This is a genomic window from Micromonospora sp. HUAS YX12, from assembly GCF_040215685.1.
In the GTDB taxonomy this organism is placed as follows: Bacteria; Actinomycetota; Actinomycetes; order Mycobacteriales; family Micromonosporaceae; genus Micromonospora; species Micromonospora tulbaghiae.
In genome coordinates, this window is the sequence record NZ_CP157974.1 from 17,899 (window position 1) to 41,150 (window position 23,252).

Annotated in this window: 20 protein-coding genes; 5 read left to right on the plus strand and 15 right to left on the minus strand. The window is 72.5% G+C overall.

The window, feature by feature from the left end; genetic code table 11:
- Positions 1 to 4: 4 nt before the first annotated feature.
- Both ABIH81_RS00110 and ABIH81_RS00115 read right to left on the minus strand, forming a co-directional pair.
- Entirely contained in the window at positions 5 to 1,186 is a 1,182-nt protein-coding gene (locus ABIH81_RS00110; protein ID WP_349878342.1) for an acetoin utilization protein AcuC, read from the minus strand.
- 47 nt (positions 1,187 to 1,233) lie between these two features.
- Positions 1,234 to 2,091 (minus strand): sulfurtransferase, encoded by an 858-nt coding sequence (locus ABIH81_RS00115; protein ID WP_349878343.1) that lies wholly within the window; start codon positions 2,089 to 2,091, stop codon positions 1,234 to 1,236.
- Positions 2,092 to 2,217: 126 nt separating this feature from the next.
- Here ABIH81_RS00115 and ABIH81_RS00120 point away from each other — a divergent pair, with 126 nt between their 5' ends.
- Complete coding sequence (locus ABIH81_RS00120) at positions 2,218 to 2,874, plus strand: metal-dependent transcriptional regulator (protein ID WP_349881259.1); 657 nt, start codon at positions 2,218 to 2,220, stop codon at positions 2,872 to 2,874.
- Between the two features lie 12 nt (positions 2,875 to 2,886).
- Here ABIH81_RS00120 and ABIH81_RS00125 read toward each other — a convergent pair whose 3' ends face one another.
- The 8 genes from ABIH81_RS00125 to nrdR all read right to left on the minus strand — a co-directional run bounded on the left by ABIH81_RS00125 (position 2,887) and on the right by nrdR (position 12,086).
- Positions 2,887 to 3,435: a hypothetical protein gene (locus ABIH81_RS00125; RefSeq protein WP_349878345.1), complete on the minus strand. Its 549-nt coding sequence runs from the start codon at positions 3,433 to 3,435 to the stop codon at positions 2,887 to 2,889.
- A gap of 87 nt (positions 3,436 to 3,522) precedes the next feature.
- Entirely contained in the window at positions 3,523 to 3,756 is a 234-nt protein-coding gene (locus ABIH81_RS00130; protein ID WP_071096262.1) for a DUF5522 domain-containing protein, read from the minus strand.
- A gap of 29 nt (positions 3,757 to 3,785) precedes the next feature.
- Entirely contained in the window at positions 3,786 to 5,228 is a 1,443-nt protein-coding gene (locus tag ABIH81_RS00135; protein ID WP_349878347.1) for an alpha/beta hydrolase, read from the minus strand.
- Positions 5,229 to 5,345: 117 nt separating this feature from the next.
- Positions 5,346 to 5,987, minus strand: a complete 642-nt coding sequence (locus ABIH81_RS00140; RefSeq protein ID WP_349878348.1) for a class I SAM-dependent methyltransferase — start codon at positions 5,985 to 5,987, stop codon at positions 5,346 to 5,348.
- 137 nt (positions 5,988 to 6,124) lie between these two features.
- Positions 6,125 to 7,060, minus strand: coding sequence for a DUF2332 domain-containing protein (locus ABIH81_RS00145; RefSeq protein WP_349878350.1), 936 nt, complete (start codon positions 7,058 to 7,060; stop codon positions 6,125 to 6,127).
- A 32-nt stretch (positions 7,061 to 7,092) separates the two neighbouring features.
- Positions 7,093 to 8,418 (minus strand): polysaccharide pyruvyl transferase family protein, encoded by a 1,326-nt coding sequence (locus tag ABIH81_RS00150; protein WP_349878351.1) that lies wholly within the window; start codon positions 8,416 to 8,418, stop codon positions 7,093 to 7,095.
- Between the two features lie 235 nt (positions 8,419 to 8,653).
- Positions 8,654 to 11,551 carry a vitamin B12-dependent ribonucleotide reductase gene (locus tag ABIH81_RS00155; protein WP_349878352.1) on the minus strand — a complete coding sequence of 966 codons (2,898 nt, stop codon included), beginning with the start codon at positions 11,549 to 11,551 and terminating at the stop codon, positions 8,654 to 8,656.
- Positions 11,552 to 11,585: 34 nt separating this feature from the next.
- Positions 11,586 to 12,086 carry a transcriptional regulator NrdR gene (gene nrdR, locus ABIH81_RS00160; RefSeq protein ID WP_013284751.1) on the minus strand — a complete coding sequence of 167 codons (501 nt, stop codon included), beginning with the start codon at positions 12,084 to 12,086 and terminating at the stop codon, positions 11,586 to 11,588.
- Between the two features lie 489 nt (positions 12,087 to 12,575).
- Between nrdR and lexA the strand changes: the two genes are divergently transcribed.
- Complete coding sequence (gene lexA, locus ABIH81_RS00165; protein ID WP_091419896.1) at positions 12,576 to 13,358, plus strand: transcriptional repressor LexA; 783 nt, start codon at positions 12,576 to 12,578, stop codon at positions 13,356 to 13,358.
- A gap of 54 nt (positions 13,359 to 13,412) precedes the next feature.
- On the opposite strand, the gene ABIH81_RS00170 is transcribed toward lexA, so the two are convergent.
- Positions 13,413 to 15,161 carry a hypothetical protein gene (locus ABIH81_RS00170; RefSeq protein ID WP_349878355.1) on the minus strand — a complete coding sequence of 583 codons (1,749 nt, stop codon included), beginning with the start codon at positions 15,159 to 15,161 and terminating at the stop codon, positions 13,413 to 13,415.
- Between the two features lie 197 nt (positions 15,162 to 15,358).
- Between ABIH81_RS00170 and ABIH81_RS00175 the strand changes: the two genes are divergently transcribed.
- Positions 15,359 to 15,907: a peptidoglycan-binding domain-containing protein gene (locus tag ABIH81_RS00175; protein ID WP_349878356.1), complete on the plus strand. Its 549-nt coding sequence runs from the start codon at positions 15,359 to 15,361 to the stop codon at positions 15,905 to 15,907.
- A 57-nt stretch (positions 15,908 to 15,964) separates the two neighbouring features.
- On the opposite strand, the gene hflX is transcribed toward ABIH81_RS00175, so the two are convergent.
- A complete protein-coding gene (hflX, locus tag ABIH81_RS00180; protein WP_349878357.1) occupies positions 15,965 to 17,386 on the minus strand; it encodes a GTPase HflX in 1,422 nt (473 codons plus the stop codon).
- A gap of 197 nt (positions 17,387 to 17,583) precedes the next feature.
- Here hflX and ABIH81_RS00185 point away from each other — a divergent pair, with 197 nt between their 5' ends.
- On the plus strand, positions 17,584 to 19,056 hold the full coding sequence (locus ABIH81_RS00185) for an NAD-dependent malic enzyme (protein WP_349878358.1): 1,473 nt from the start codon (positions 17,584 to 17,586) through the stop codon (positions 19,054 to 19,056).
- A 222-nt stretch (positions 19,057 to 19,278) separates the two neighbouring features.
- Here ABIH81_RS00185 and dapF read toward each other — a convergent pair whose 3' ends face one another.
- Genes dapF through ABIH81_RS00200 form a run of 3 tightly spaced genes read right to left on the minus strand, consistent with a single transcriptional unit; the run spans position 19,279 to position 21,753 of the window.
- Positions 19,279 to 20,124, minus strand: coding sequence for a diaminopimelate epimerase (gene dapF / locus ABIH81_RS00190; protein WP_349878359.1), 846 nt, complete (start codon positions 20,122 to 20,124; stop codon positions 19,279 to 19,281).
- 7 nt (positions 20,125 to 20,131) lie between these two features.
- On the minus strand, positions 20,132 to 21,037 hold the full coding sequence (miaA, locus tag ABIH81_RS00195) for a tRNA (adenosine(37)-N6)-dimethylallyltransferase MiaA (RefSeq protein WP_349878360.1): 906 nt from the start codon (positions 21,035 to 21,037) through the stop codon (positions 20,132 to 20,134).
- A complete protein-coding gene (locus ABIH81_RS00200; RefSeq protein WP_349878362.1) occupies positions 21,034 to 21,753 on the minus strand; it encodes a hypothetical protein in 720 nt (239 codons plus the stop codon). The genes miaA and ABIH81_RS00200 overlap by 4 nt, the downstream gene beginning before the upstream one ends.
- Before the next feature lie 205 nt (positions 21,754 to 21,958).
- Here ABIH81_RS00200 and ABIH81_RS00205 point away from each other — a divergent pair, with 205 nt between their 5' ends.
- Positions 21,959 to 23,167: a DUF349 domain-containing protein gene (locus ABIH81_RS00205; protein ID WP_349878364.1), complete on the plus strand. Its 1,209-nt coding sequence runs from the start codon at positions 21,959 to 21,961 to the stop codon at positions 23,165 to 23,167.
- The last annotated feature ends 85 nt before the right edge of the window (positions 23,168 to 23,252 follow it).

Here is a 23,252-nt window from a genome sequence, read left to right on the forward strand (position 1 = left end):
CGGCTCAGTCGCGCGGGTCGTGCGGATCGAGCCCGAGCAGCGGGAAGACCGCCTTGCGGGTGGCCGCGACGGCCCGGTCCACCGCGTTCGGCTCTCCGCTGGGCTGCCACGGCTGGTACGACGGGTCCACGTCGTCGGTCATCCGCAACGGCACCTCGTGCCCGGGTCGCCGCCGCGCGGCCAGCTCCCGCCAGCCGGGCGGGGTGAGCGTGGCCGGGTCGACCGGCTCGCCGGTGGCGACCGCCAGCAGGTGCGTCCAGGCCCGGGGCACCACCTCGACCAGCGCGTACCCGCCGCCGCCGGTGGCGACCCAGCGGCCGTCGCACAGCTCGTCGGCGAGCGCCCGCAGCGTGCGGTAGGTGGCCGCCTGCCCGTCCACGGACAGGTGCAGGTCGGCCAGCGGGTCGCTGCGGTGCCCGTCGGCGCCGCACTGGGTGACCAGCACCTGCGGCCGGAACGCGCGCAGCACCGACGGCACGATCGCGTGGAAGGCCCGCTGCCAGCCGGCGTCGCCCACGCCCGGCGGCAGCGGCACGTTGACGGCGGTGCCCTCGGCGCCCGGGCCACCGGTCTCGTCCGGGAACCCGGTGCCGGGGAACAGCGCGAGCGGCGTCTCGTGCAGGCTGACGGTGAGCACCCGCGGGTCGCGGTAGAAGATCTCCTGCACGCCGTCGCCGTGGTGCACGTCCACGTCCACGTACGCGATCCGCTCCGCGCCGAGGTCGAGCAGCCGCGCGATGGCCACGGCCGGGTCGTTGTAGACGCAGAAGCCGGCGGCCCGGGCGGGCATCGCGTGGTGCAGCCCGCCGGCCACGCTCACCGCGCGCCGGGCGTCGCCGCGCCACACCGCCTCGGCCGCGGCCGTCGTGGCGCCGGCGATCAGCGCGCTCGCCTCGTGCATCCCGTCGAAGACCGGATTGTCCGAGGTGCCCAGACCGAAGCCGGCGAACAGCGGGTCGCGCGGCGCGGACCGGACCGCGTCCAGGTAGGCCGGATCGTGTACGAGGGTGAGCAGCGCGTCGTCGGCCGGTTCGGGCTTGACCAGCCGCACGCCGGGCCGGTCCAGCACACCCAGCTCGCGGGCGAGCGCCATGGTCAGCTCGACCCGGACCGGGTCGAGGGGATGGTCGCCCATGTCGTAGGCGAGGAGACCCTCGTCCCACACCACCACCGTGTCGTCGGCCATGCGGCCATCGTCGCACGCGGCCCGGGGCGCGCCCACCAGTCGTGCGCTCACCGGCCGGACGTGCCGCCGGTCGCGACCGGACGGTCCGGGCCGGCCACCCACTCGCTCCACGACCCGACGTACAACGCGGCGTCCGGACGGCCGGCCAGGTGCAACGCGAGTACCGCCTGCGCGGCTGTCACCCCGGATCCGCAGTACGCGCCGACCGGCGCGTCCGGGTCCACCCCGGCGGCGGCGAACCGCTCCCGGAGCGCCTCGGCGCCGGGGAACCGGCCCTGCGTGACGTACTCCGGGGCGGGCAGGTTGACCGCGCCCGGCACGTGCCCGGCGACCGGGTCGACCGGCTCGTGCTCGCCCCGGTAGCGCGGCGCGGCGCGTACGTCGATCAGCACGCCGGGCTCGGCGGCGGCGAGCCGGGCGGCAGCGGCGGCGTCCAGCACCGGCAACGCGCCGGGCGCCACGGTCACGTCGCCGGGCGCCGGGGCGGGCACGCTCGTGTCGACCGGCAGGCCGGCAGCCGTCCAGGCCGGGAAGCCGCCGTGCAGCACCCGGACCTGCCGGTGCCCGGCCCAGCGCAGCGTCCACCAGGCGCGGGCGGCGGACATGCCGTCGCCGCCGTCGTACACCACCACGGGATGACCGGCGCGGACGCCCGCGGCCCGCAGCGCGGCCTGCAACGCCGCCGGGTCCGGAAGCGGGTGGCGCCCGGCGGCGCCGGGCGGCCCGCACAGCTCGGTGTCCAGGTCGACGAAGACGGCGCCGGGCAGGTGGCCGGCCGCGTAGTCGGCGCGCCCGGGCGGGCCGGTCAGCCGCCAGCGGACGTCGAGCAGGGCCGGCGGGTCGGCGTGATCGAGTTCGGCGGCGAGCCGGTCGGGCTCGACCAGCAGGTCTGCGGTGGCGGGCATGCGGCCAGTCAACACCATTCGGCCCGCCACCTCCGGCTTCGCCTGCGCCGATGGTCGGTGGGAGCGGGTACCATCGGAGCCCAGGAGGCCGCAGACGTGAAGCACGACCTTGTTGACACCACCGAGATGTACCTGCGCACCATCCTCGAACTCGAGGAGGAGGGGGTGCCGCCGCTTCGTGCCCGCATCGCCGAGCGGCTGAAGCAGAGTGGTCCGACCGTCAGCCAGACCGTCGCCCGCATGGAGCGCGACGGCCTGCTCACCGTCGAGGGCGACCGGCACCTGACTCTCACGCCGCAGGGCCGCAACACCGCCGTGTCGGTGATGCGCAAGCACCGGCTGGCCGAGTTGCTGCTGGTGAACGTGATCGGGATGCCCTACGAGGAGGCCCACGAAGAGGCCTGCCGGTGGGAGCACGTGATGAGCGACGCGGTGGAGAAGCGGGTCTTCGACCTGCTCAACCGCCCGACCCGCTCGCCGTACGGCAACCCGATCCCGGGCCTGGCGGAGCTGGGCGACCCGGGCCAGGCGCCTGCCGACGCCGTCGAGGGCGAGCGCAACCTGGCCTTCCCCGGCCTGTCCGGCCCGGTCGTGGTGCGGCGGATCTGCGAGAGCGTGCAGACCGACTCGGACGTGCTCCGGCAGTTGCACGCCGCCGGCGTCGACCCGGGCGCGACCGTGACGGTGGCGCAGGAGCGCGACGCCGTCTCCATCGACCGCTCCGGCGATCGGGTACGCCTGCCCCGCGAGGTGGCGTCCCGGGTGTTCGTCGCGGCCCGCTGACGCGGCTCCCGGCTAAAGCTGCCGGGTGTCGATCACCTTGGCCAGCGTGACCAGCTTGCCGGCCGTCTTGTCCGCCTCCGCCTTCGCGGTGCCGGCCGGGGCGGTCCAGCGCAGGGTCGCGAGCCGTCCCTCGGTGGCCAGCCAGCCGACCTCGGCGGCCGGGCCGGACTTCGCGGTCTTGGGCAGCGTGCGCCGGTAGGCGGCCTTGCCCAGCTTGCTGATCTTCGCCGCGCCGCTCGGCTGCACGTCCAGGGCGAACGTGGCCGCGTCGATCGACGTCTCGGTCACCGACAGCGTCAGTTCCGGCAGCACCGCCCCGGCCGCGCGGACCACGCACGTGTGGGTGTCGCCCCGCTCGGTGGCCGCCGCCACGTCGAACGTGCCGCCGGTGTGCTCGGCGATCACCGCGAAGTCGAGCAGCCGGCACGCCCCGCCGGAGGACGCCGCCGCGACCGGGACCGGCGGGGGCGGGGCCGGCGGCCCGCCGTCGGTCGGCGCCTCCTCGGCGCAGGCGGCGGCGAGCAGGACGGCCGGGACGGCCAGCCAGATACGGGCACGCACGGGAGACCTCCGCGGTCGGCGGCGGGTCCGACCCGCCGGAGTTCCGTCGGACACCGTACGGTGTGCCCCAGCGGGGACGGAAGCCCCCTAATCGGCCACGTACGGACAGTGCCGGCAGCCTCGCCCGCAGCACGTGCCGCGCCGGGCCAGGAACCCGGCGCTGAGCACGAACAGCCCGGTCTCCGGGTCCAGGTAGCCGGCCTCCCCGGCGGCCAGGGCGGCGGCGTGCGCGGCCAGGATGCGCTCCCGCCCCGGGTGATCCGGCGACAGCCGCGACGGGTGCGGTTCGGTAAGGGGCCGTCCCGCCAGCTCGTCACGCACCGCTGAAGTCTACGGACGCCCGGCCCGCCCTAGTCGCCGCCCGGGCCGCCGTCGGTCCGGAGGCGTTCCAGGTACGGCACGAACGCCTCGGGCCGCTCGAACATCGAACGGTGCCCGGCGCGCGGGATCACCAGGTGGTCCTTGCGCGGCGCCTGTAGCTGCGCGTACCACTCGTCGAACAGGCGCAGCCGGCCCGGCACCTCCTGCGCGCCGTCCACGAAGTACGCCGGCACCGCGAGCTGCCGCACGTCACGCCGGAAGTCGATCTCCTGCAACCGTGGGTAGAGCACGTCCCAGCCGTCCAGGAAACCGAACAGGTGCACCTTCTCCAGCGGGCTGTATTCGGAGACGCCCAGGTTGCCGACGGTCCCGGTCTCGTCCTCGCTCGCGCCTTCCCGGTCGACCGGGAAGGCCCCGGCCTCGTTGGCCAGCAACGGCTCGTACGCCCAGACGTCCCGGTAGGGCGGCGGGCCCTGCGCGGTCATCCGGTCCGCGAGCGCCGTCCGGCCGGTGCGGCGGGCCCAGGCCACGGTGTCGGCGTACTGGCTGCGGTCGGCCTCGCGCAGGCTCACCACCTGCCCGACGCCCACGTACGCGGCGAACAGTTCCGGGTGCTGTCGCACGGCAAGCAGGCCGGCGATGGTGCCACCGGAGTGCGCGACCAGGTGGATCCGATCCCGGCCCAGCCGTTCCCGCAGGTGCCGGGCCACCGCGACCAGGTCGTCCACCTCGTCGTCCAGGCGCCAGCCGGACGGGGCGCGGAACCCCGACCAGGACCGAGGCCCGCCGGCACGGTCCCACACGGCCACCACGAAGCGGCGCTCCAACTCGGGCAGGTGGCGACGGACCGCGCCGATCTCCGAACCGCCGGGTGGCCCGGGCACCACGAGCAGCACCGGAGCGCTGCGGTCCGTACCCCGGATCAGCAGGCCCAGCTCGCGCCCGGAGGAGTCGACGGTGTCGAAGCGGGCGATGCCGCCGGGGATCGGGTCGGTGCGGCCCGGCACGGCCGCGCCGACGGTGACGAGCGCGAGCAACGCGGCGAGCAGACCGACGCCGACCCGGCCCAGCCAGCGCGGCACCGGCCGGCGCGGCGGCACCGCGTCGAGGCGGCGGGCCAGGCCGGCGCCGTAGGCGGCACCGACCAGCAGCGGCAACAAGGTCAGCAGCCCGTGTACGCCCCGGCCGGCGAGCAGCGCCACGACGCCGAAGCCGGACAGGTGCGGACGGTCGACGGTGGGCCCGCGCAGCCGCAGCCGGACCAGTTCGACAGCCACGGCGAAGATCACCGGCGCGGCGAGCATGAACCAGCGGGACCGGACCAGCCATCCGGCGGCCAGCCCGACGGCGAGGCTCACCGCGACGGAGGCGAGTGCCGTACCCACGGTGCCGGGGCCGCGCGGGGTCCACCAGCCGACGACCGCACCCCAGAGCAGCGGCAGCGTCGACGCGAGGAGCATCCGGGTGCGCATGACGTGACGTCTCCCTCCGCCGAGATCGTCAACCCTAGCCAGAGCGACCACTCTTCGCCGCCCCGCCCTCACGCCCAGTGCCGACCGAGTCGCCTGTGTTCCGTGGTGCCGGACAGTTCAGCCGGCCGGACGCTGTGCGAGCAGGAACGCCTGGGACTGCCGCTCCCCGCCGACCGGCGCGCGGACCGTCGTCGCCGACACCGCGAACCCGGCCGCCGTGAGCTGCGCGGCCAGCCGCTCCGGCGACAGCCAGTAGACGTCGAAGGCGACGGAGTGGCCGTATGCCTGCTTCCGTCGGTCGAGCCGGTCGCCGGCCTTCACCGCGAGCAGCAGGTGACCACCCGGGACGAGCACCCGGTGGAAACCGGCGAACACCTCGGGCAGCAGCTCCGGTGGCAGGTGGATGACCGAGTACCAGGAGACCAGCCCGGCCAGCGATCCGTCCGGCACGGCCAGCTCGGTCAGCGAGCCGACCTCGAAGCGCAGGTCCGGGTACGTCCGCCGGGCGACCGCCACCATGCCGGGCGAGAGGTCGACCCCGCCGATGTCCAGGCCGAGCCGGTGCAGATGGGCGGTGACACGGCCGGTGCCGCAGCCCACCTCCAGCACGGGTCGGCCCGGCCCGACCGTCTCGGCGAACGCGGCCAGCAGGGCCCGGTCCAGCGGCGGTTCCACGACGTCGGGCAGCAGGCGCGCGTAGTCCTCGGCGACTGTGTCATAGGCGGCGCGCGTCTCGGCGAGCCAGGCAGGTTCGGTCACGCCCGCCGACCCTAGTCAACGCCTGTCCGCCCTCGCCCCGCCCGCCTTCGTCGACCATGAAGTTGACGGCCGCCGCGTCGGCGTGTCGCACCGTCAACTTCATGATCGCCGCGGACGGGGCGAGTGGGGTGGGTGGGTCAGCGGAACCAGGTCAGGGACTGGCCGTGGCCTGTCGTCCACGCCAGAGGGCTGCCGTCCAGGGCCAGGACGTTGTGGAAACCGTTGGCGGGCGGCTCCGGCAGATCGGCGTGGGGCAGCACTGAGGGGTCTTCGTTGGCCATCCAGTGGCCGGGCAGGGTCCGGACCAGCGCGGTGAAGGCGGCCCGCCGTGGCGGCGGCACCTGGTAGAGCACCGAACTGTGGAACACCACGAGCGTCGCCCCGGCCGGGGCCTGCGCCGCCAGCGCCGGCAGGTCGTCGACCAGGTCACCGCGTACCAGCAGCGGCGGGTCGGCCGCCGCGACCGCCGCCGCGGCGCGCAGCCGCTCCCGGCGGTGCCGGTGTTCCGGCCAGATCAGCGCGTCCAGCCACGCCACGTCGGCCGGGTCGGTGACGTCGAGCGGGTTCACGTCCAGCCCGGCCCGCCACACCACCTCCGGCAGCCGCTCCGGCGGCTGCGTGCCGGTCAGCTCACAGTCGAGCACCGGCCCGCCGTCACCGAGCCGCCGGTCGCCGTAGCGGTACGCGTACCGGTCGGGGTAGAGGCACAGCCCGGCGGACGCGCCCACCTCCAGCAACGCCAGCGGCTGCGGCAACGCGGCGAGCACCGGCAGCAGCACCGCGCAACGCCCGGCCTCGTTCGTCTGCGTCGCCCGCACCCGCATCTGCGCCGCGACGTCCGGCCAATGCGCGATCACGTACGCGCGGAACGCCGCCGGGTCGTCCACCGGCCCGCCGCGCAGCCGCACCACCCCGAACAGCAGGTTCGGCTGGCGCTTGGCCGGCGGCAGCGTGTCGAGCAGGGCGAGCAGCTCCGGGTCACCGGCCACCGCCTGCGACAACCGCTCGTACGCCGGGGACACGCCGCGCGTCTCACGCTCGGCGAAGACCCGATAGATGTCGGTCGTGCTCATCCCCCGAGCATCCCAGCTCGCGTCCACGACGGTCAGCGCGACAGCATCCGGCGGACCCGGCGGCCCACCGCCTGCTTGACCAGCTCGCGTACTGGCTGCGCGCGGGGTGCCTTGAGCTTCTGCTGCAGCGTCCGGTTCTCGTCCCGCAGCCACTGCATGCGCGCCAGCAGTTCCTCGGCGGTGTAGGCGGAGGCCGGCCGGACCGCCTGCGGGTAGACGGTTCGGCGGACCTGCTCGTCGAAGCGGGTGGCGCTGTCCCCGTCGGCGAACGAAAGGCCGAGGTCGTGCCTGGCGAGGAACGCGGTGATCCGCGCGAAGCGCTCCTTGTGGCCCTCATTCAGGGCCGTGTAGTCGGCTTCCTCGTAGAGCCGGGCGGCGTCGACGTCGGCCGGCACGTCGCGCATCAACCGGTGCGGGATGTCGAAGTAGCGGGCCAGTTCCAGGGTGCGCGAGTCGTGTGCGAGGAGATACCCGGGAGTGCCGGAGACCAGCGCCGTGATGGTGCCGTGGATCCGGGTGCCGAAGGCGAAGTCGAATCCGGAGAGATACTCCATCCAGGGCCACGGGTCCACGAACATCCGCACCTTGTCCTCGACGAAGAGCGGGTGTGAGGTGTGGATCGGCATGTCGTCGGTCTTGCCGCGCAACGTCGGTGCGTCGCCGTAGAGCAGGGTGCCGAGGGTGTAGTGGCCCTGCGCCAGGTAGCGCAGGTTCGGGTAGCGCTGGTGGTGGTGGCGCACGATCGGGGCCAGCGCGCGGACGTATGGCGAGATGACGAACGCGAGCCGATCCTCGGTGCCCAGGGTCGCCTTCGCCTTCTCGACCCGGAGGCTGTCGCCGTGCAGGAACATCGACGGGCAGCCGATCTGCTCGACGGCGGAGAAACCCAGCGTACGCAGGTAGCTCTCGCTGATCTCGCCGCGTACGCCGATGCTGTGCGACCGGTCCAGCACCGCCCGGCAGAACGCCTTCACCGGCTCGTCGATCGGGCGCAGGTACTCCCGGTCGCCGTCCACGTCGGTCTGCACCCCGACCCCGAGCACCACCACCGGGATCTTGAGCCGCTCGATCAGCCGGGTCATCGACACCAGCCGGTTCACGTAGTCGTGGCGAAACGCGTTCGCCAGCGGGATCACGAAGACGTCGTACTTCTCGTTGATCTCGTCGGCATCGCGCGGGTCCGCCCGGAACCGCGACGGGGTGATCTCCGCCGCCGAGGTGGCCAGCAGCTTGTGCGCGGCGTGGCTGAAGACCAGGTTGCCGCTGTTCTTGCCGATCCAGTCCCGCTCGTAGGTCTCCTCGGCGGTGACGACGTCGAACGGGCCCTTGCGGGCGCGCAGCAGGATCCGCTGGTGCATCCGGGGTGTCCACCCTTCATCCCGGACGCCACGGCGCCCGGCGAGGCCGAAGCGGCGCGACCGGCCGAACACGGCCCCGTTCCGCGCAGGAGCAGAAATCCTATACCGTCCCCACGCCGGTCCGGATCCCGCTTGCCGGTCGTCACGTCGGCAGGCGACACCACGTCCCTGCCGCAGCGACCGCCCGACCCCTACGGGATCGGGCGGTCGCTCTCCAGTGGAACTCAGCCCGATGTCAGCTGCATCCGCTGGTGGAGCCGCAGCCCTCGCAGACGTAGCAGCTACCGGCGGGCCGCATCTTCGTGCCGCACGTGAAGCAGAGCGGCGCGTCGGCGGCCTTGCCGATCACGGCCTCCAGCAGTTCGGTGCTGGAACCCACCGACGGCGCGGGCTTGACGGCCGCGGCGTCGGCCATCTCCAGCGCCGGCTGCGCGATCGCGCCGGTCCTCGGCTCGGGCGCCTCGACCGGGGCGGAGGCGGCCATCGCGGTGAGGTCCGCACCGCTCGCCTCCGCCTCCGCCTCGGCCGCGAGCTGGGCGGCCCGCTCCTTGGCGGTGAAGATGCCCAGCTCGGCGCGGCGGTCGTACGGCAGGAAGTCCAGCGCCAGGCGACGGAAGATGTAGTCCATCACCGAGGCGGCCATGCGCACGTCCGGGTCGTCGGTCATGCCGGCCGGCTCGAAGCGCATGTTGGTGAACTTACTGACGTACGTCTCCAGCGGGACGCCGTACTGGAGACCGATGGAGATGGCCACCGAGAAGGCGTCCATCACGCCGGCCAGGGTCGAGCCCTGCTTCGACATCTTGAGGAAGACCTCGCCGAGGCCGTCGTCCGGGTACGACGAGGCGGTGAGGTAGCCCTCCGCGCCGCCGACCGAGAACGAGATGGTCTCCGACGGGCGCTTCTTCGGCAGCCGCTTGCGCACCGGGCGGTACTCGACGACCTTCTCCACGACCTTCTCCGGCTCGGCGGCCGGCGTCCGGGTCTCGACGGTGCTCTTGCCCGGCTTGGCCGCCGACAGCGGCTGGCCGACCTTGCAGTTGTCCCGGTAGATCGCCAGCGCCTTGAGGCCGAGCTTCCAGCCCTCGAAGTAGATCTTCTCGACGTCGGAGACGGTGGCCTGCTCCGGCATGTTCACCGTCTTGGAGATGGCGCCGGAGATGAACGGCTGGACCGCCGCCATCATCCGCACGTGACCCATCGGCGCGATCGAGCGCTCGCCCATGGCGCAGTCGAAGACCGGGTAGTGCTCCGGCTTCAGGCCCGGGGCGTCCACCACGTGGCCGTGGTCGGCGATGTGCTCGACGATCGCCTCGACCTGCTCCTCGGGGTAGCCGAGGCTGCGCAGGGCACGCGGCACGGTCTGGTTGACGATCTGCATCGAGCCGCCGCCGACCAGCTTCTTGAACTTCACCAGCGCCAGGTCCGGCTCGACGCCGGTGGTGTCGCAGTCCATCATCAGGCCGATGGTGCCGGTCGGGGCGAGCACGCTGGCCTGCGAGTTACGCCAGCCGAACTTGTCACCGAGCTTGTTGCCGAGCGTCCACTGCTTGGTCGCCTCGCGCTGCACGGCGGTGGCCACGGTGCCGGTCGGCTTGATCGCGTCGTTGGCGGCGGCGTGCTTGCGCATGACCCGCTTGTGCGGCTCGGCGTTGCGGGCGTAGCCGTCGTACGGTCCGACGATGCCGGCCAGCTCGGCGGAACGGCGGTAGGCGGTGCCGGTCATCAGCGAGGTGATCGCGGCGGACACCTCCCGGCCCTGCTCCGAGTCGTACGGCAGGCCGGAGGCCATCAGCAGCGCGCCCAGGTTGGCGTACCCGATGCCGAGCTGCCGGTAGGCGCGGGTGGTCTCACCGATCTTCTCGGTCGGGAAGTCGGCGAAGCAGATCGAGATGTCCATCGCGGTGATGACGAACTCGACCGACTTGACGAACTTCTCCACCTCGAAGCCGCCGTCGGCGCGCAGGAACTTCATCAGGTTCAGCGACGCCAGGTTGCACGAGGAGTTGTCCAGGTGCAGGTACTCCGAGCAGGGGTTCGACGCGGTGATCCGCCCGGTCTCCGGGCAGGTGTGCCAGTCGTTGATGGTGTCGTCGTACTGCAGGCCCGGGTCGGCGCACTCCCAGGCGGCCTGGGAGATGGTGCGGAACAGCTTCTTGGCGTCGATCGTCTCGATGGTCTGCCCGTCGAGCCGGCCGCGCAGGTCGAAGCCGCCCCCGTTCTCCACGGCGGTCATGAACTCGTCCGAGACGCGGACGGAGTTGTTGGCGTTCTGGTACTGCACGCTGACGATGTCGGCGCCGCCCAGGTCCATGTCGAACCCGGCGTCGCGCAGCGCGCGGATCTTGTCCTCCTCGCGCGCCTTGGTCGCCACGAACTCCTCGATGTCCGGGTGGTCGACGTCGAGGATGACCATCTTGGCCGCGCGCCGGGTGGCGCCACCGGACTTGATGGTGCCGGCGGAGGCGTCCGCGCCGCGCATGAAGCTGACCGGGCCGGATGCGGTGCCGCCGGAGGAGAGCAGTTCCTTCGAGGAACGGATGCGGGACAGGTTGACCCCGGCCCCGGAGCCGCCCTGGAAGATCCGCCCCTCCTCCTTGTACCAGTCGAGGATGGAGTCCATCGAGTCGTCGACCGACAGGATGAAGCAGGCGCTGACCTGCTGCGGCGACGGCGTGCCGACGTTGAACCACACCGGCGAGTTGAAGCTGAACACCTGGTGCAGCAGCATCCAGGTCAGCTCGTGCGCGAACACCTCGGCGTCGGCCGGGGTGGCGAAGTAGCCGTACTCCTCACCGGCGGTGCGGTAGGTGTCGACCACCCGGTCGATCAGCTGCCGCAGCGACCACTCCCGCTCCGGGGTCCCCACCGCACCCCGGAAGTACTTGGTGGTCACGATGTTCGCCGCGTTCACCGACCAGGACTGGGGGAACTCCACCCCGCGCTGCTCGAAGTTGATCGAGCCGTCCCGCCAGTTCGTCATGACGACGTCGCGGCGCTCCCAGGCGACCTCGTCGTAGGGATGCACCCCCTCGGTCGTCCAGACGCGCTCGATCTTCAGCCCCGCCCCGGCCTTGTTCCGTGACTTGCTGGTCGTCACGCCCTCGCCCCCCTCGTCGGCACGGTCACCCACCGCGCCTCGTATACCTGTCAGAAACCCGAAAATGTCAGCTGATCGCGCCGGCGGCGTCCGCCGCACCGGCACCGGCGCCCTCCCGGGCGCGCGCGGCGGCCCGCAGCGTCTCGATCTCGCGCTCGAAGTCGGCGAGCGAGTCGAAGGACCGGTAGACGCTGGCGAACCGCATGTAGGCCACCTCGTCGAGGTCACGCAACGGGCCGAGGATGGCCAGGCCCACCTCGTGGCTGGGGATCTCGGCCGCCCCCTTGGCCCGTACGGTCTCCTCGACCTTCTGTGCCAGCAGCGCGATCGAGTCGTCGTCGACCGGCCGCCCCTGGCACGCCTTGCGCACCCCACCGATGATCTTCGTACGGCTGAACGGCTCGGTCACCCCGCTGCGCTTGACCACCGCGAGCACCGCCTCCTCGACGGTGGTGAACCGCTTGCCGCACTCCGGGCACGACCGTCGCCGCCGGATGAGCTGGCCGTCGTCGGCCTCCCGCGAGTCGACCACCCGGGAGTCGGCGTGCCGGCAGTACGGACACCGCATTCGCCCGACCTCCTCCGTCGATCGCGGGCACACCTACCGGCTCCCGGGCACGCGTCGGCCCGGCGGGGCCATCGTCCGATGACCGTCGCCGAGTGCGCGGTGCGGGAGTGCGTTCGGTAGTTGAACCCAACCTGTAGGCAACTTACGCCCGTGTGACTACTACATCTAGGGGTCGACCGTATGCCGAACCCCAAGCGAGGTCAAGTTGACGGGCGTGTCCGGCGAGTCGTCAGGATCACGCCCGGCGCGACGCCGCCGAGGAGCCCAACGGACGGCCTCCCGTGCTAGTCACGGGCGGCCGGGATGGAACATCCGTTCGAGCGGCGTACCCTTCTATCAGAACACCAGTTCGGAAATCCAGGAATTCGGCGCGACACGCCGACAGCAGGTCGTACAGATGTTTGAAAATGGCCGATCTCACCTATACGGTCAGACCACACGCACCACGAGCCGACGAGGCACCCCAGCGCCGACCAGGGAGGGACGGACGTGACCGAGGACCGGGCCAGCCGGCAGAAGAACCCGCAGCCGAACGACGGGGCGGGTCCGCCGGCGACCCGTCGCCCCCGCACCGCCCGCAGCCGCACCGCCCCCGCGGCGGTGCGTCCGGTCACCCCGGTGGTGAGCAGCTTCCCCGACCCGGCGACAGTCGACCTGACCGCCCGGCAGCGGCGGATCCTGGAGTTCATCCGCACCTGGGTCGAGCGCCACGGCTACCCGCCGAGCGTGCGCGAGATCGGCGAGGCGGTCGGGCTGGTGTCCCCGTCCAGCGTCGCCTACCAGCTCAAGGAGCTGGAGAAGAAGGGCTTCCTGCGCCGCGACCCGAACCGGCCGCGCGCCGTCGACGTCCGCGCGCCGGGCGAGGCGGACGACGAGGCGGCCCGCGCGCAGCGGCCCACCCCGGCGTACGTGCCGATGCTGGGTCGCATCGCCGCCGGTGGGCCGATCCTGGCCGAGCAGGCGGTGGAGGACATCTTTCCCCTCCCCCGCGAGCTGGTCGGCGAGGGCGAGGTCTTCATGCTCCAGGTCAAGGGCGACTCGATGCTCGACGCGGCGATCTGCGACGGCGACTGGGTGGTCGTCCGGCAGCAGCCGAACGCCGAGGTCGGCGACATCGTGGCCGCCATGCTCGACGGTGAGGCGACGGTGAAGACCTACCGGCGCCGCGACGGGCACGTCTGGCTGATGCCGCAGAACCCGGCCTTCGACCCGATCCCCGGCGACGACGCCACCATCATGGGCCGCGTGGTGGCGGTGCTGCGCCGCATCTGACCGACAGCAGCGAAAAGGGGTGACCGTCGCCGGTCACCCCTTTTCCGTGTCGTCTCAGTAGCGGTCGCCGCGGTACTCCCGGCCGCCGCCGGACACCGGGCCGTACCGGCCCCGGTCGTCGTAGCCGTCGTCGCGGCGCCCGCCACGCGGGTCCTGGCCGCGACGCGGCGGCTCGGCCCGGCCGCCGTCCCCACGCGGTCCGCCGCCGTTCGGCTGGCCGCGGTATCCCGCGCCGCCCGGGCCGCCGCCGTAGCCGCCACCCGGGCCACCGCGGCCCGGACTGCCCTGGCCGCCGCCACCCGGGCCGCCACGGCCGGGGCCGCCCTGGCCCGCGCCGCCGCCCGGTCCGCCCTGGCCTCCGCCGCCGTAGACGCCGCCACCGCGCCCTCCGCCGCCGGCCGGGGCGCCGCCACCGCCGTAGACGCCGCCACCCTGCGGACGGGCCCCGCCCGGAGGACGGCCACCGCCCTGACCACGGCCACCGTCCTGGGGGCCGCCGCCGTACACGCCGCCGCCCGGCCGGCCACCGCCGTAGACACCCCCGGACGCCGGGCGGTCGCCGTTGGCCGCGCCGCCGTAGACGCCGCCCTGACCGCCGCCGTAGACCCCGCCGCGCGGGGCGTCCGGCCGTTCGCCCGACGGGAAGCCGTTGTTCACCGGGAACTCGCCGCTGCGCTCGGGCTCGTCGGCGGGCGCCCGGGGCGCCGGCTTGCGCCGCGCTCGCAGGATGCCGAAGACACCCGCGCCGACCAGGAGCGCGCCGAGCACCCCGACGGCCGCGATCAGGTACGTGATCTCGTCGAGCGAGAGCCCTTCGAGCCAGGACTTCTCGGCGGACGGTTTGGTGTCGGCCTTGCCGCCGTTCGGCAGTGCCTCGGCGCCGGTGGTCGACGGGGTGTAGCTGAGGACGTGGATTGGGTCGGTGGCCTCGAAAATGCCCCCGTCCGAGACGGTGACGAACGACTTGCCGTCGGGGGTGTAGGAGATGGCTTCGCCGAAGGGGTCGGCCAGTGGGGTGACGCGAGGCTTGCCGGTAGTCAGAGCGGTGACGATGTCACCCCCGGTCACGTCGAACTCGAAGGCGTCCGCATAGGTGCGAAGGGTCACCTTGCTGCCGTCGGGCGAGCGGGCCGCGCCGGTCACCGTCACTCGACCACTAGCCTTGAGTGGATTGTCCGTCGTGGTCCTCGGCAGCGCGACCTCACCGATCTTCTTCATCTTCGCCGGCTCGGTATCGCCACTCCGCAGCTTTTCTGCCGGCGTGAATATCTCCGCCGGCCCGGCGGGAACCTTGGTGATGATCAGCGGTCTGTTGTTGTCGTCGATCAACAACGCTTCCGCATCACGCGGCTTACCGTCGGGATAAGCGAGACGGTGCAAAACCAACTGCTTGGAACCGTCGATCCGGGCCGACCACACCGCTACTCGTTCCCGGCGTTTTGCGCTGGTGATATTATCGCCGGTATCGGCGACCCACAACGTCTTCCGGTCGGGGCTGAGCGCCAAATCCTCGGTATCCAACGGCCCGTCGGCCGAGTAGCGCAGCTCCTTTGAGACCTTGCACTTCTCATTCAGGTAGAAGACCCGCTCTAGGCTGTCGTCGTCCGTCCCGTCGTTGATGACCACGTAACCACTGGACGTCGCCACCAGACCGGACAGCTCCCGCAGCCGCTTGTCCTCGACCGTGCACTTCTTCTTCGGAGCCGCAGCGAGCACCGGAGCCGCAGATGCCGCCGGGGCGGCCCAGACCGGCACGACAAGCGCTCCCAGCGCGAGGGTGACCGGGAAGACAACGTGGCGCATGACGCACAGTGTCGCATGTCCCGTGGCGGGGGGCGGCACGGCAGGGCCCTAAGCCCAGAATGTTAGCCAGTCCACACAAAATCGGCTTTCCGGACGAAGCGCCTAACACGGGGACTACCTCATTGACATGCGCCTACACAAAGAATAAGAATCATCACGGCACGCAGGTCACCTCACACACGAGGATTGGAAGCTTAATGCGCCTTAGGAAAAAGCTGCTCGCCGCTGCCCTCACCACCACAGTCGGCATCATCGGATTCGTCGCACCAGCCCATGCTAATACGAGCCAGGGTTTCGTGGCAGGATCGGGGGCCGTCACCGACGATTTCGGTGACGAGGGCACAGTTTCCAGAAGCTCACACACGCGCAGTGGAGCGACCGGCCTCTGGCAATACATCCTCTGGGCCGACGGAGCCAAGGAGAGCGACGGCTCCGCCTTCGACGCCAGCGACATCGACTGCGACTTCGGCCCGAATACAGAGTATGCAACGAAGGACTGGCAGCGACGCTATGGCCTCAGTGCCGACGGCGTCGTCGGAACCGGAACCTTCGGTCGCGCGGACAACAAGCTCGCACAGGTGGGTGATCTCGGCGAGGGTCAGATCAGGGTCAGGTACAACGGATCCGTGCATACCTTCGACATGATTCGGAACGGCTACAACAGCGGCCTGAACTCCTACGGTTACTTCTCGACCGGAAGCTACGCCTTCTACCGGTACAGCAGCGCCCCCAGCGACTGCGTCTGATGCAAGAGGCTCCTGTGGTGCCTCCCCACCTGTTTGGAGGCACCACAGGAGACGTGGTCAACCCGCGAACGGGACCAGCTCGGCGGCGAGCGCCTGCCCCACCCGCACGTGCAGCAGCGTGCCCTCGGGCAGGTGCGCGGTGCTCAGCACCTCACCCTGCCGGTGCACCCGGGCGACCAGGTCACCCCGGTCGTACGGGAGCACCGCGCGCACCTCGACGGCCGGCCGGGGCAGCCGCCGCTCGACGGCCTCGCGCATCTCGGCGATCCCGCGCCCGCTGTGGGCGGAGACGAAGACCGCGTCCGGCCAGAGCCGCTTGAGCCGCAGCATCGTCTCCTCGTCGGTGGCGTCGGTCTTGTTCACCACCAGGAGTTCCGGCAGCCGGTCGGCGCCCACCTCGGCGAGCACCTCGCGTACCGCCCGGACCTGCTCCTCCGGATCCGGGTGCGTGCCGTCGACCACGTGCACGACCAGATCGGCGTCGGCGACCTCCTCCAGCGTCGAGCGGAACGCCTCGACGATCTGGTGTGGCAGGTGCCGGACGAACCCGACCGTGTCGGACAGCGTGTAGAGCCGCCCGTCGGACGTGGTGGCCCGGCGGGTGGTCGGGTCCAGCGTGGCGAACAGCGCGTTCTCCACCAGCACGCCCGCACCGGTCAGGCGGTTGAGCAGGCTGGACTTGCCGGCGTTGGTGTAGCCGGCGATGGCCACCGCGGGCACCGCGTTACGGGTACGCCGGGCGCGCTTGGTCTGGCGTACCGTCGCCATGCTCTTGATCTCGCGGCGCAGCCGCGCGATGCGGTGGCGGATGCGCCGCCGGTCGGTCTCCAGCTTGGTCTCACCGGGACCACGCAGGCCCACGCCGCCGCCGGCGCCCCCGCCGCGGCCGCTACCACCGGTCTGCCGGGACAGCGTCTCGCCCCAGCCGCGCAGGCGCGGCAGCAGGTATTCGAGCTGGGCCAGCTCGACCTGCGCCTTGCCCTCCTTGCTCTTGGCGTGCTGGGCGAAGATGTCGAGGATCAGGGCGGTCCGGTCGACCACCTTGACCTTGGTGCGCTGCTCCAGGTTGCGCAGCTGCGACGGCGACAGCTCACCGTCGCAGATGATCGTGTCGGCGCCCGTGGACAGCACCACCGCGCCCAGGTCGTCGACCTTGCCCCGGCCGATGTACGTGGCCGGGTCGGGCCGGTGGCGACGCTGGATCAGCCCTTCGAGCACCTGCGAGCCGGCCGTCTCGGCCAGCGCCGCCAGCTCGGTGAGGCTGTTGTCGGCGTCGGACTGGGTGCCCTCGGTCCAGACCCCGACCAGGACGACCCGCTCCAGCCGGAGCTGGCGGTATTCGACCTCGGTGATGTCTGTGAGTTCGGTGGAGAGGCCGGGGACCCGCCGCAGCGCCTGCCGCTCCGACAGCTCGTACTCGCCGGTGGTGGCGTCGAGCTCGTCGTCGGTGTAGGGATGGAAGGTCTCCTGCTCGCGCAAACTGCGCCTCCTGTCCGTTATGTGCAACGCCGAGAGTTTTCGGCGCGTGACAGCAATCCTGACATGTGACAACGCCGGGCGCACGTGTGTTATGCCCGGGACGCTACCCACCGGTAGCGGGGGGCGGATGCCGGGCGACCTGGGCAGGCGAGTAGAAATGCCAGTCGAGCCGCTCAGCGCCGACGGAGGAGTTTCTCGTGGCCAACACACGACTGCCGAGTGCCGGATTCTCCATCACCATCCGGATCGCGGTACCCGCCGACGCCTCCTCCATCGGCCGGCTCACCACCGCCGCCGGCGAGGCCGGGGCCATCGTCACCGCGCTGGACGTGGTCGACTCCGACCCGTCGCACGTGATCGTCGACCTCACCTGCGACACCGCCGACGCCGGCCACGCCGACCAGGTCGTCGACGCGCTCACCGCGCTCGACGGGGTGGACGTCCGCAAGGTCTCCGACCGCACCTTCCTGCTGCACCTCGGCGGCAAGATCGAGGTCACCCCGAAGGTCGCCCTGCGCACCCGCGACGAGCTGTCCCGCGCGTACACCCCGGGCGTGGCCCGGGTCTGCATGGCGATCGCGGAGAACCCGGCCGACGCCCGCCGGCTCACCATCAAGCGCAACACCGTCGCCGTGGTCAGCGACGGCACCGCCGTGCTCGGCCTGGGCAACCTCGGTCCGGCCGCGTCGCTGCCGGTGATGGAGGGCAAGGCGGCGCTGTTCAAGCGCTTCGGCGGGGTGGACGCCTGGCCGGTGGTGCTGGACACCCAGGACACCGACGAGATCGTGGCGATCGTCAAGGCGATCGCGCCCGCGTACGGCGGGATCAACCTGGAGGACATCGCCGCGCCGCGCTGCTTCGAGATCGAGGCCCGGCTGCGCGAAGCGCTGGACATCCCGGTCTTCCACGACGACCAGCACGGCACCGCGATCTGCGTGCTGGCCGCGCTGACGAACGCGCTGCGCGTCGTGGGCAAGCAGCTCGCGGACGTCCGGGTCGTGGTCTCCGGCGCCGGCGCGGCCGGCACCGCGATCATGAAGCTGCTGCTGCGCCAGGGCGTGGGCGACATCATCGCGTACGACCGCCAGGGCGCCCTGCACCGCGGCCTGCCGGACCTCAACCCGGCCTGGCAGTGGCTGGCCGAGAACACCAACAAGGAGAACTACTCCGGTGACCTGGCCGGGGCGGTACGCGGCGCGGACGTGTTCATCGGCGTGAGCGCGCCGAACCTGCTCACCGGCGAGGACGTCGCCCAGATGGCGAAGGACGCGATCGTCTTCGCGCTCGCCAACCCCGACCCGGAGGTGGACCCGCGGGAGGCGCGCAAGTACGCCGCCGTGGTCGCCACCGGCCGCTCGGACCAGCCGAACCAGATCAACAACGTGCTCGCCTTCCCCGGCGTGTTCCGCGGCATGCTCGACGCGCACGCCGAGGAGTTCACCGAGGAGATGGCGCTCGCCGCCGCGCGGGCCATCGCGGACGTGGTCGGCGAGGACAAGATCAACCCGACGGTGATCGTGCCGAGCGTCTTCGACTCCCGGGTCGCCCCGGCGGTGGCCGCCGCGGTACGGGCCGCCGCCCAGAACCCGGCCGCGACGCCGGCCCCGGCGGCCGACCCGGGCCCGGCCGACCTCCCCGAGATCGCCGCCAACGCCAGCGCCACCCCCTGACCCGCGCTGCGCTGCCCAGCCGCGCGCGGCCACGCACGGCCTCGCACGAGATCTTGGAAGGAAAAGGCCCTCATAGGGGCCAAAATCTTCCAAGATCTCGTGCCTGCCTTCGACGAACCCGTCTCCGCGCTGTTGACCAAGGAGTTTGCTCCCCGGGACACCCGGAATCCGCCGTGAACTCCTTGATCAACCGCCGGAGGGCCCCGGGGCGCGGGAGGCGGGTCAGTGGGACAGGGCGGCGGGGGTCAGGGTGCCGGTGGCTACCAGGACGGCGGGGCCGGACAGCCAGCAGGAGTCGGCTGTCACGGTGACCGTGAGGCGCCCGCCGGGTACGTCGACCGTCACCGTGCCGGTGTCCAGGCCGGCGTCGCGCAACGCCACCGCCGCCACCGCGCACGCGCCGGTGCCGCAGGAGAGCGTCTCGGCCGAGCCGCGCTCGTAGACCCGCATCAGCACGTGCCCGTCGGTGCCGGCGACCGGCTCGCCCGGCGTGGTGAACTCGACGTTCACCCCGGACGGGAACGTCGCGGCGTCGACCTCGGGCGCGCGGGTGAGGTCCAGGCCGGTCAGCTCCAGCGCGGCGGGCAGCGCGCACACCAGGTGCGGGTTGCCGACGTCCACGGCCGTGCCGGGCAGGGTCAGCCCGCCGAGCGTGGCGGTGGCCGTGTCGTACAGCCGGGGGCGGCGCATCTCGACCGCCACGTCCGCGCCCTCCACGCGGGCCCGCACCAGGCCGGCGCGGGTGGCGATCGGCAGCGTCCCGCCCGACGGGGCGGCCAGCGACCGGTCCAGCAGGTACCGGACGAACACCCGGGCCCCGTTGCCGCACATCTCGGCGAACGAGCCGTCGGAGTTCCAGTAGTCCATGAACCACTCGGCCTCGCCCGCCAGCGCGACGCCCTCGGGGTGCTTGGCGGCGCGTACGACGCGCAGCACACCGTCGCCGCCGAGCCCGCGCCGCCTGTCGCAGAGCGCGGCGACCAGGCCGGGTGTCAGGTCGAGGGCGCCGTCCGGGTCGGGCATGATGACGAAGTCGTTGCCGGTGCCGTGACCCTTGGTGAACTCCACGCCCCCATCATCGCCGATGCTCGGCGACCACCCGCAGGGCAGTGTCGATAAACGCGGGCGACGCCGAGTCCAGCCAGTGGATGCGCGGGTCACGCCGGAACCAGGAGCGCTGCCGCCGGACGAACCGGCGGGTGGCGCGGATCGTCTCCTCGTGCGCTTCGGGCTCGGTCAGCTCCCCGGCCAGGAACCGCAGCACCTGCTGGTAGCCGAGCGCCCGGCTGGCCGTCCGCCCCTCGGGCAGTCCTTCGCCGACCAGCGCCCGCACCTCGTCGACCAGTCCGTCCGCCCACATCCGGTCCACCCGCAGCGCGATCCGCTCGTCGAGGCGCGGGGTGTCCAGGTCGACGCCGAGCTGCACGGACGGGTAGTACGGCGTCGGCGACGGCAGCGACGCGGTGAACGGCGCGCCGGTCAGCTCGATCACCTCCAGCGCCCGCACGATCCGCCGGCCGTTGGTGGGCAGGATGCTCGCCGCCGCGCCCGGGTCGGCCTCGGTGAGCCGCGCGTGCAGCGGCCCGGGGCCTACCGCCGCGAGTTCCGCCTCCAGCCGCTCCCGCAGCGCCGGGTCGGTGCCGGGGAACTCGAACCGCTCCAGCACCGCCCGCACGTACAGCCCGGAGCCGCCCACCAGCAGCGGCACCCGTCCCCGGGCCAGGATGTCGTCGACGGCCGCGCGGGCCAGCGTCTGGTACTCGGCGACGCTGGCCGGCTCGGTCACCGGCCAGATGTCCAGCAGGTGGTGCGGCACGCCCTCGCGCTCCGCCGGCGTCAGCTTCGCGGTGCCGATGTCCATGCCCCGGTAGAGCTGCATCGAGTCGGCGTTCACGACCTCGCCGTCGAGCGCGTGCGCCAGCGCGATGCTCAGCGCCGACTTCCCAGCCGCGGTCGGCCCGACCACCGCCACGACTGTCACGACCGCTCCCAGTTCGCCACGAAGTAGGCAACGCCGTAGGGGGCGCGGTGGTAGCTCAGCTCGCCGCGCCACTCGCCGCCCGCCGCGCCGACCGCGCCGGCCAGCACCTGCCACGGCGCCCGCCCGGCGACCCGCAGCTGCGCGGACAGCACCGGGTCCAGGCCGCGCAGGGCGTCGGCGTCCGCGCCGGCGAGCGCCGCGGCGACCCCCTCGTCGTACGCCTCGGCGCGCGGGTCGTCGTACCCCGGTGCCTTGACGCCCCGGCAGGCGGACCCGTCACCGAGCACGAGCAGCGCGACCCGCGGATCGTCGTCGGCGACCAGGCTCGCGCCGAACGCCACGCACTCGGCCGGTGTGGCGTCGTGCGCCACCGACCGGGCCAGGCGGGGCAGCTCGGTGACGGAGCGGTTCAGCAGCCAGGCGCCGATGGTCAGGCTCAGCGGCAGGACCTCGCCACCGGAGCAGGAGATCTTCCACAGCCGCACCGGCCGGTCGAGCCCGAAGCCGCGCAGGGAGCCCCAGTCGGCGGCGTCGAACCGGACGGTCTCCGGCCCGCCGCCGACGAGCAGAATCGCCTCCGGCCGGGCGGCGAGCAGCCGCGCGATCGCGACGTCGGCGGCGGCGCGCAGGTCGTCCAACTCCGGCGCGGCGGCGCCGGCCAGCTCGGGCACGATCAACGGCGGATGGGGGCAGACGGCGGCGGCGACCAGGGGCACGCCCCCAAACCTATCGCCGATCCCCCGGTGCGTCCCCGCGCCGATCCGGTCATCGAGGGCGTACAACACCGTATGGTCACGGTCGGCGACAGGCGCTCGACACGGACGGGGGCGGACCTGTGACAATGCCGGGAGAAAGTTTGCTGCGCCGTGGCGGCGATCGAGGGGGCTGTCCCCTCGACGCCGGGAGAACGAGGATGGGCACATGAGCGACTGGACTGCCTTCGGACGGGTCGACGAGGACGGCACCGTCTACGTCAAGACCGCCGAGGGTGAGCGGGTGGTCGGATCCTGGCAGGCAGGGGCACCGGAGGAAGGGCTCGCCCACTTCGCCCGGCGCTACGCCGACCTGGTGACCGAGGTCGACCTGACCGAGGCGCGGCTCAACTCGGGCGCGGCTGATGCCGGTCACTCCCTCACCACGATCCGCCGGATCCGTGGGTCGCTGGCCGAGGCAAACGTGGTCGGTGACATCGACGCCCTGGCCGCCCGCCTGGACAAGCTGGCCACCGTCGCCGAGGAGAAGGCCGGCGAGGCCAAGGCGGCGCGCGAGGCCGCCCGGGGCGAGGCGCTGGCGCGCAAGACCGCCCTGGTCGAGGAGGCCGAGAAGCTCGCCGCCGAGTCGACCGGCTGGAAGACCGCCGGTGACCGGCTCAAGGAGATCCTCGACGAGTGGAAGACCATCCGCGGCGTCGACAAGAAGACCGACGGTGAGCTGTGGAAGCGGTTCGCCGCCGCGCGGGACGGCTTCACCCGCCGCCGGGGCGCCCACTTCGCCTCCCTCGACCAGCAGCGCAAGCAGGCGCAGACGGTCAAGGAGGAGCTGGTCGCCGAGGCGGAGAAGCTCAAGGACTCCACCGACTGGGGCGTCACCGCCGGGCAGCTCAAGGATCTGATGACCCAGTGGAAGGCCGCGCCGCGCGCCGCCAAGGAGGCCGAGCAGAAGCTCTGGGAACGGTTCCGCGCCGCGCAGGACGAGTTCTTCACCCGCCGCAGCGAGGTCTTCTCGGCGCGCGACAACGAGCAGCGCGCCAACCTGGAGCGCAAGCAGGCGCTGCTGGCCGAGGCCGAGGCGCTGGACGTCGACGGCGACCCGAAGGGCGCCCAGGCGAAGCTGCGGGAGATCCAGGCGCAGTGGCACGAGGCCGGCCGGGTGCCCCGCGAGGCCGCCGCCGGGCTGGAGCGCCGGCTGCGGGCCGTGGACGACAAGGTCCGCGAGGTGATGGACTCGGCGTGGCGGCGCACCTCCAAGGAGGACAACCCGCTGCTGGCGCAGATGCGCGCCCAGGTCGCCGAGGCCGAGGACCGGCTGGCCCGGGCCCAGGCCGCCGGTGACGCCCGCCGGATCAAGGAGGCCGAGCAGGCGCTCGCCTCGAAGCGGCAGTTCCTCCAGCTCGCCGAGCAGGCCGGCTGACAGCGACACCCCGGCCGGGCGGGCCGGCGGACAGACACATCAGGTGAGCCCCCGGCCGCGTTCGGCCGGGGGCTCACCTGCGTCC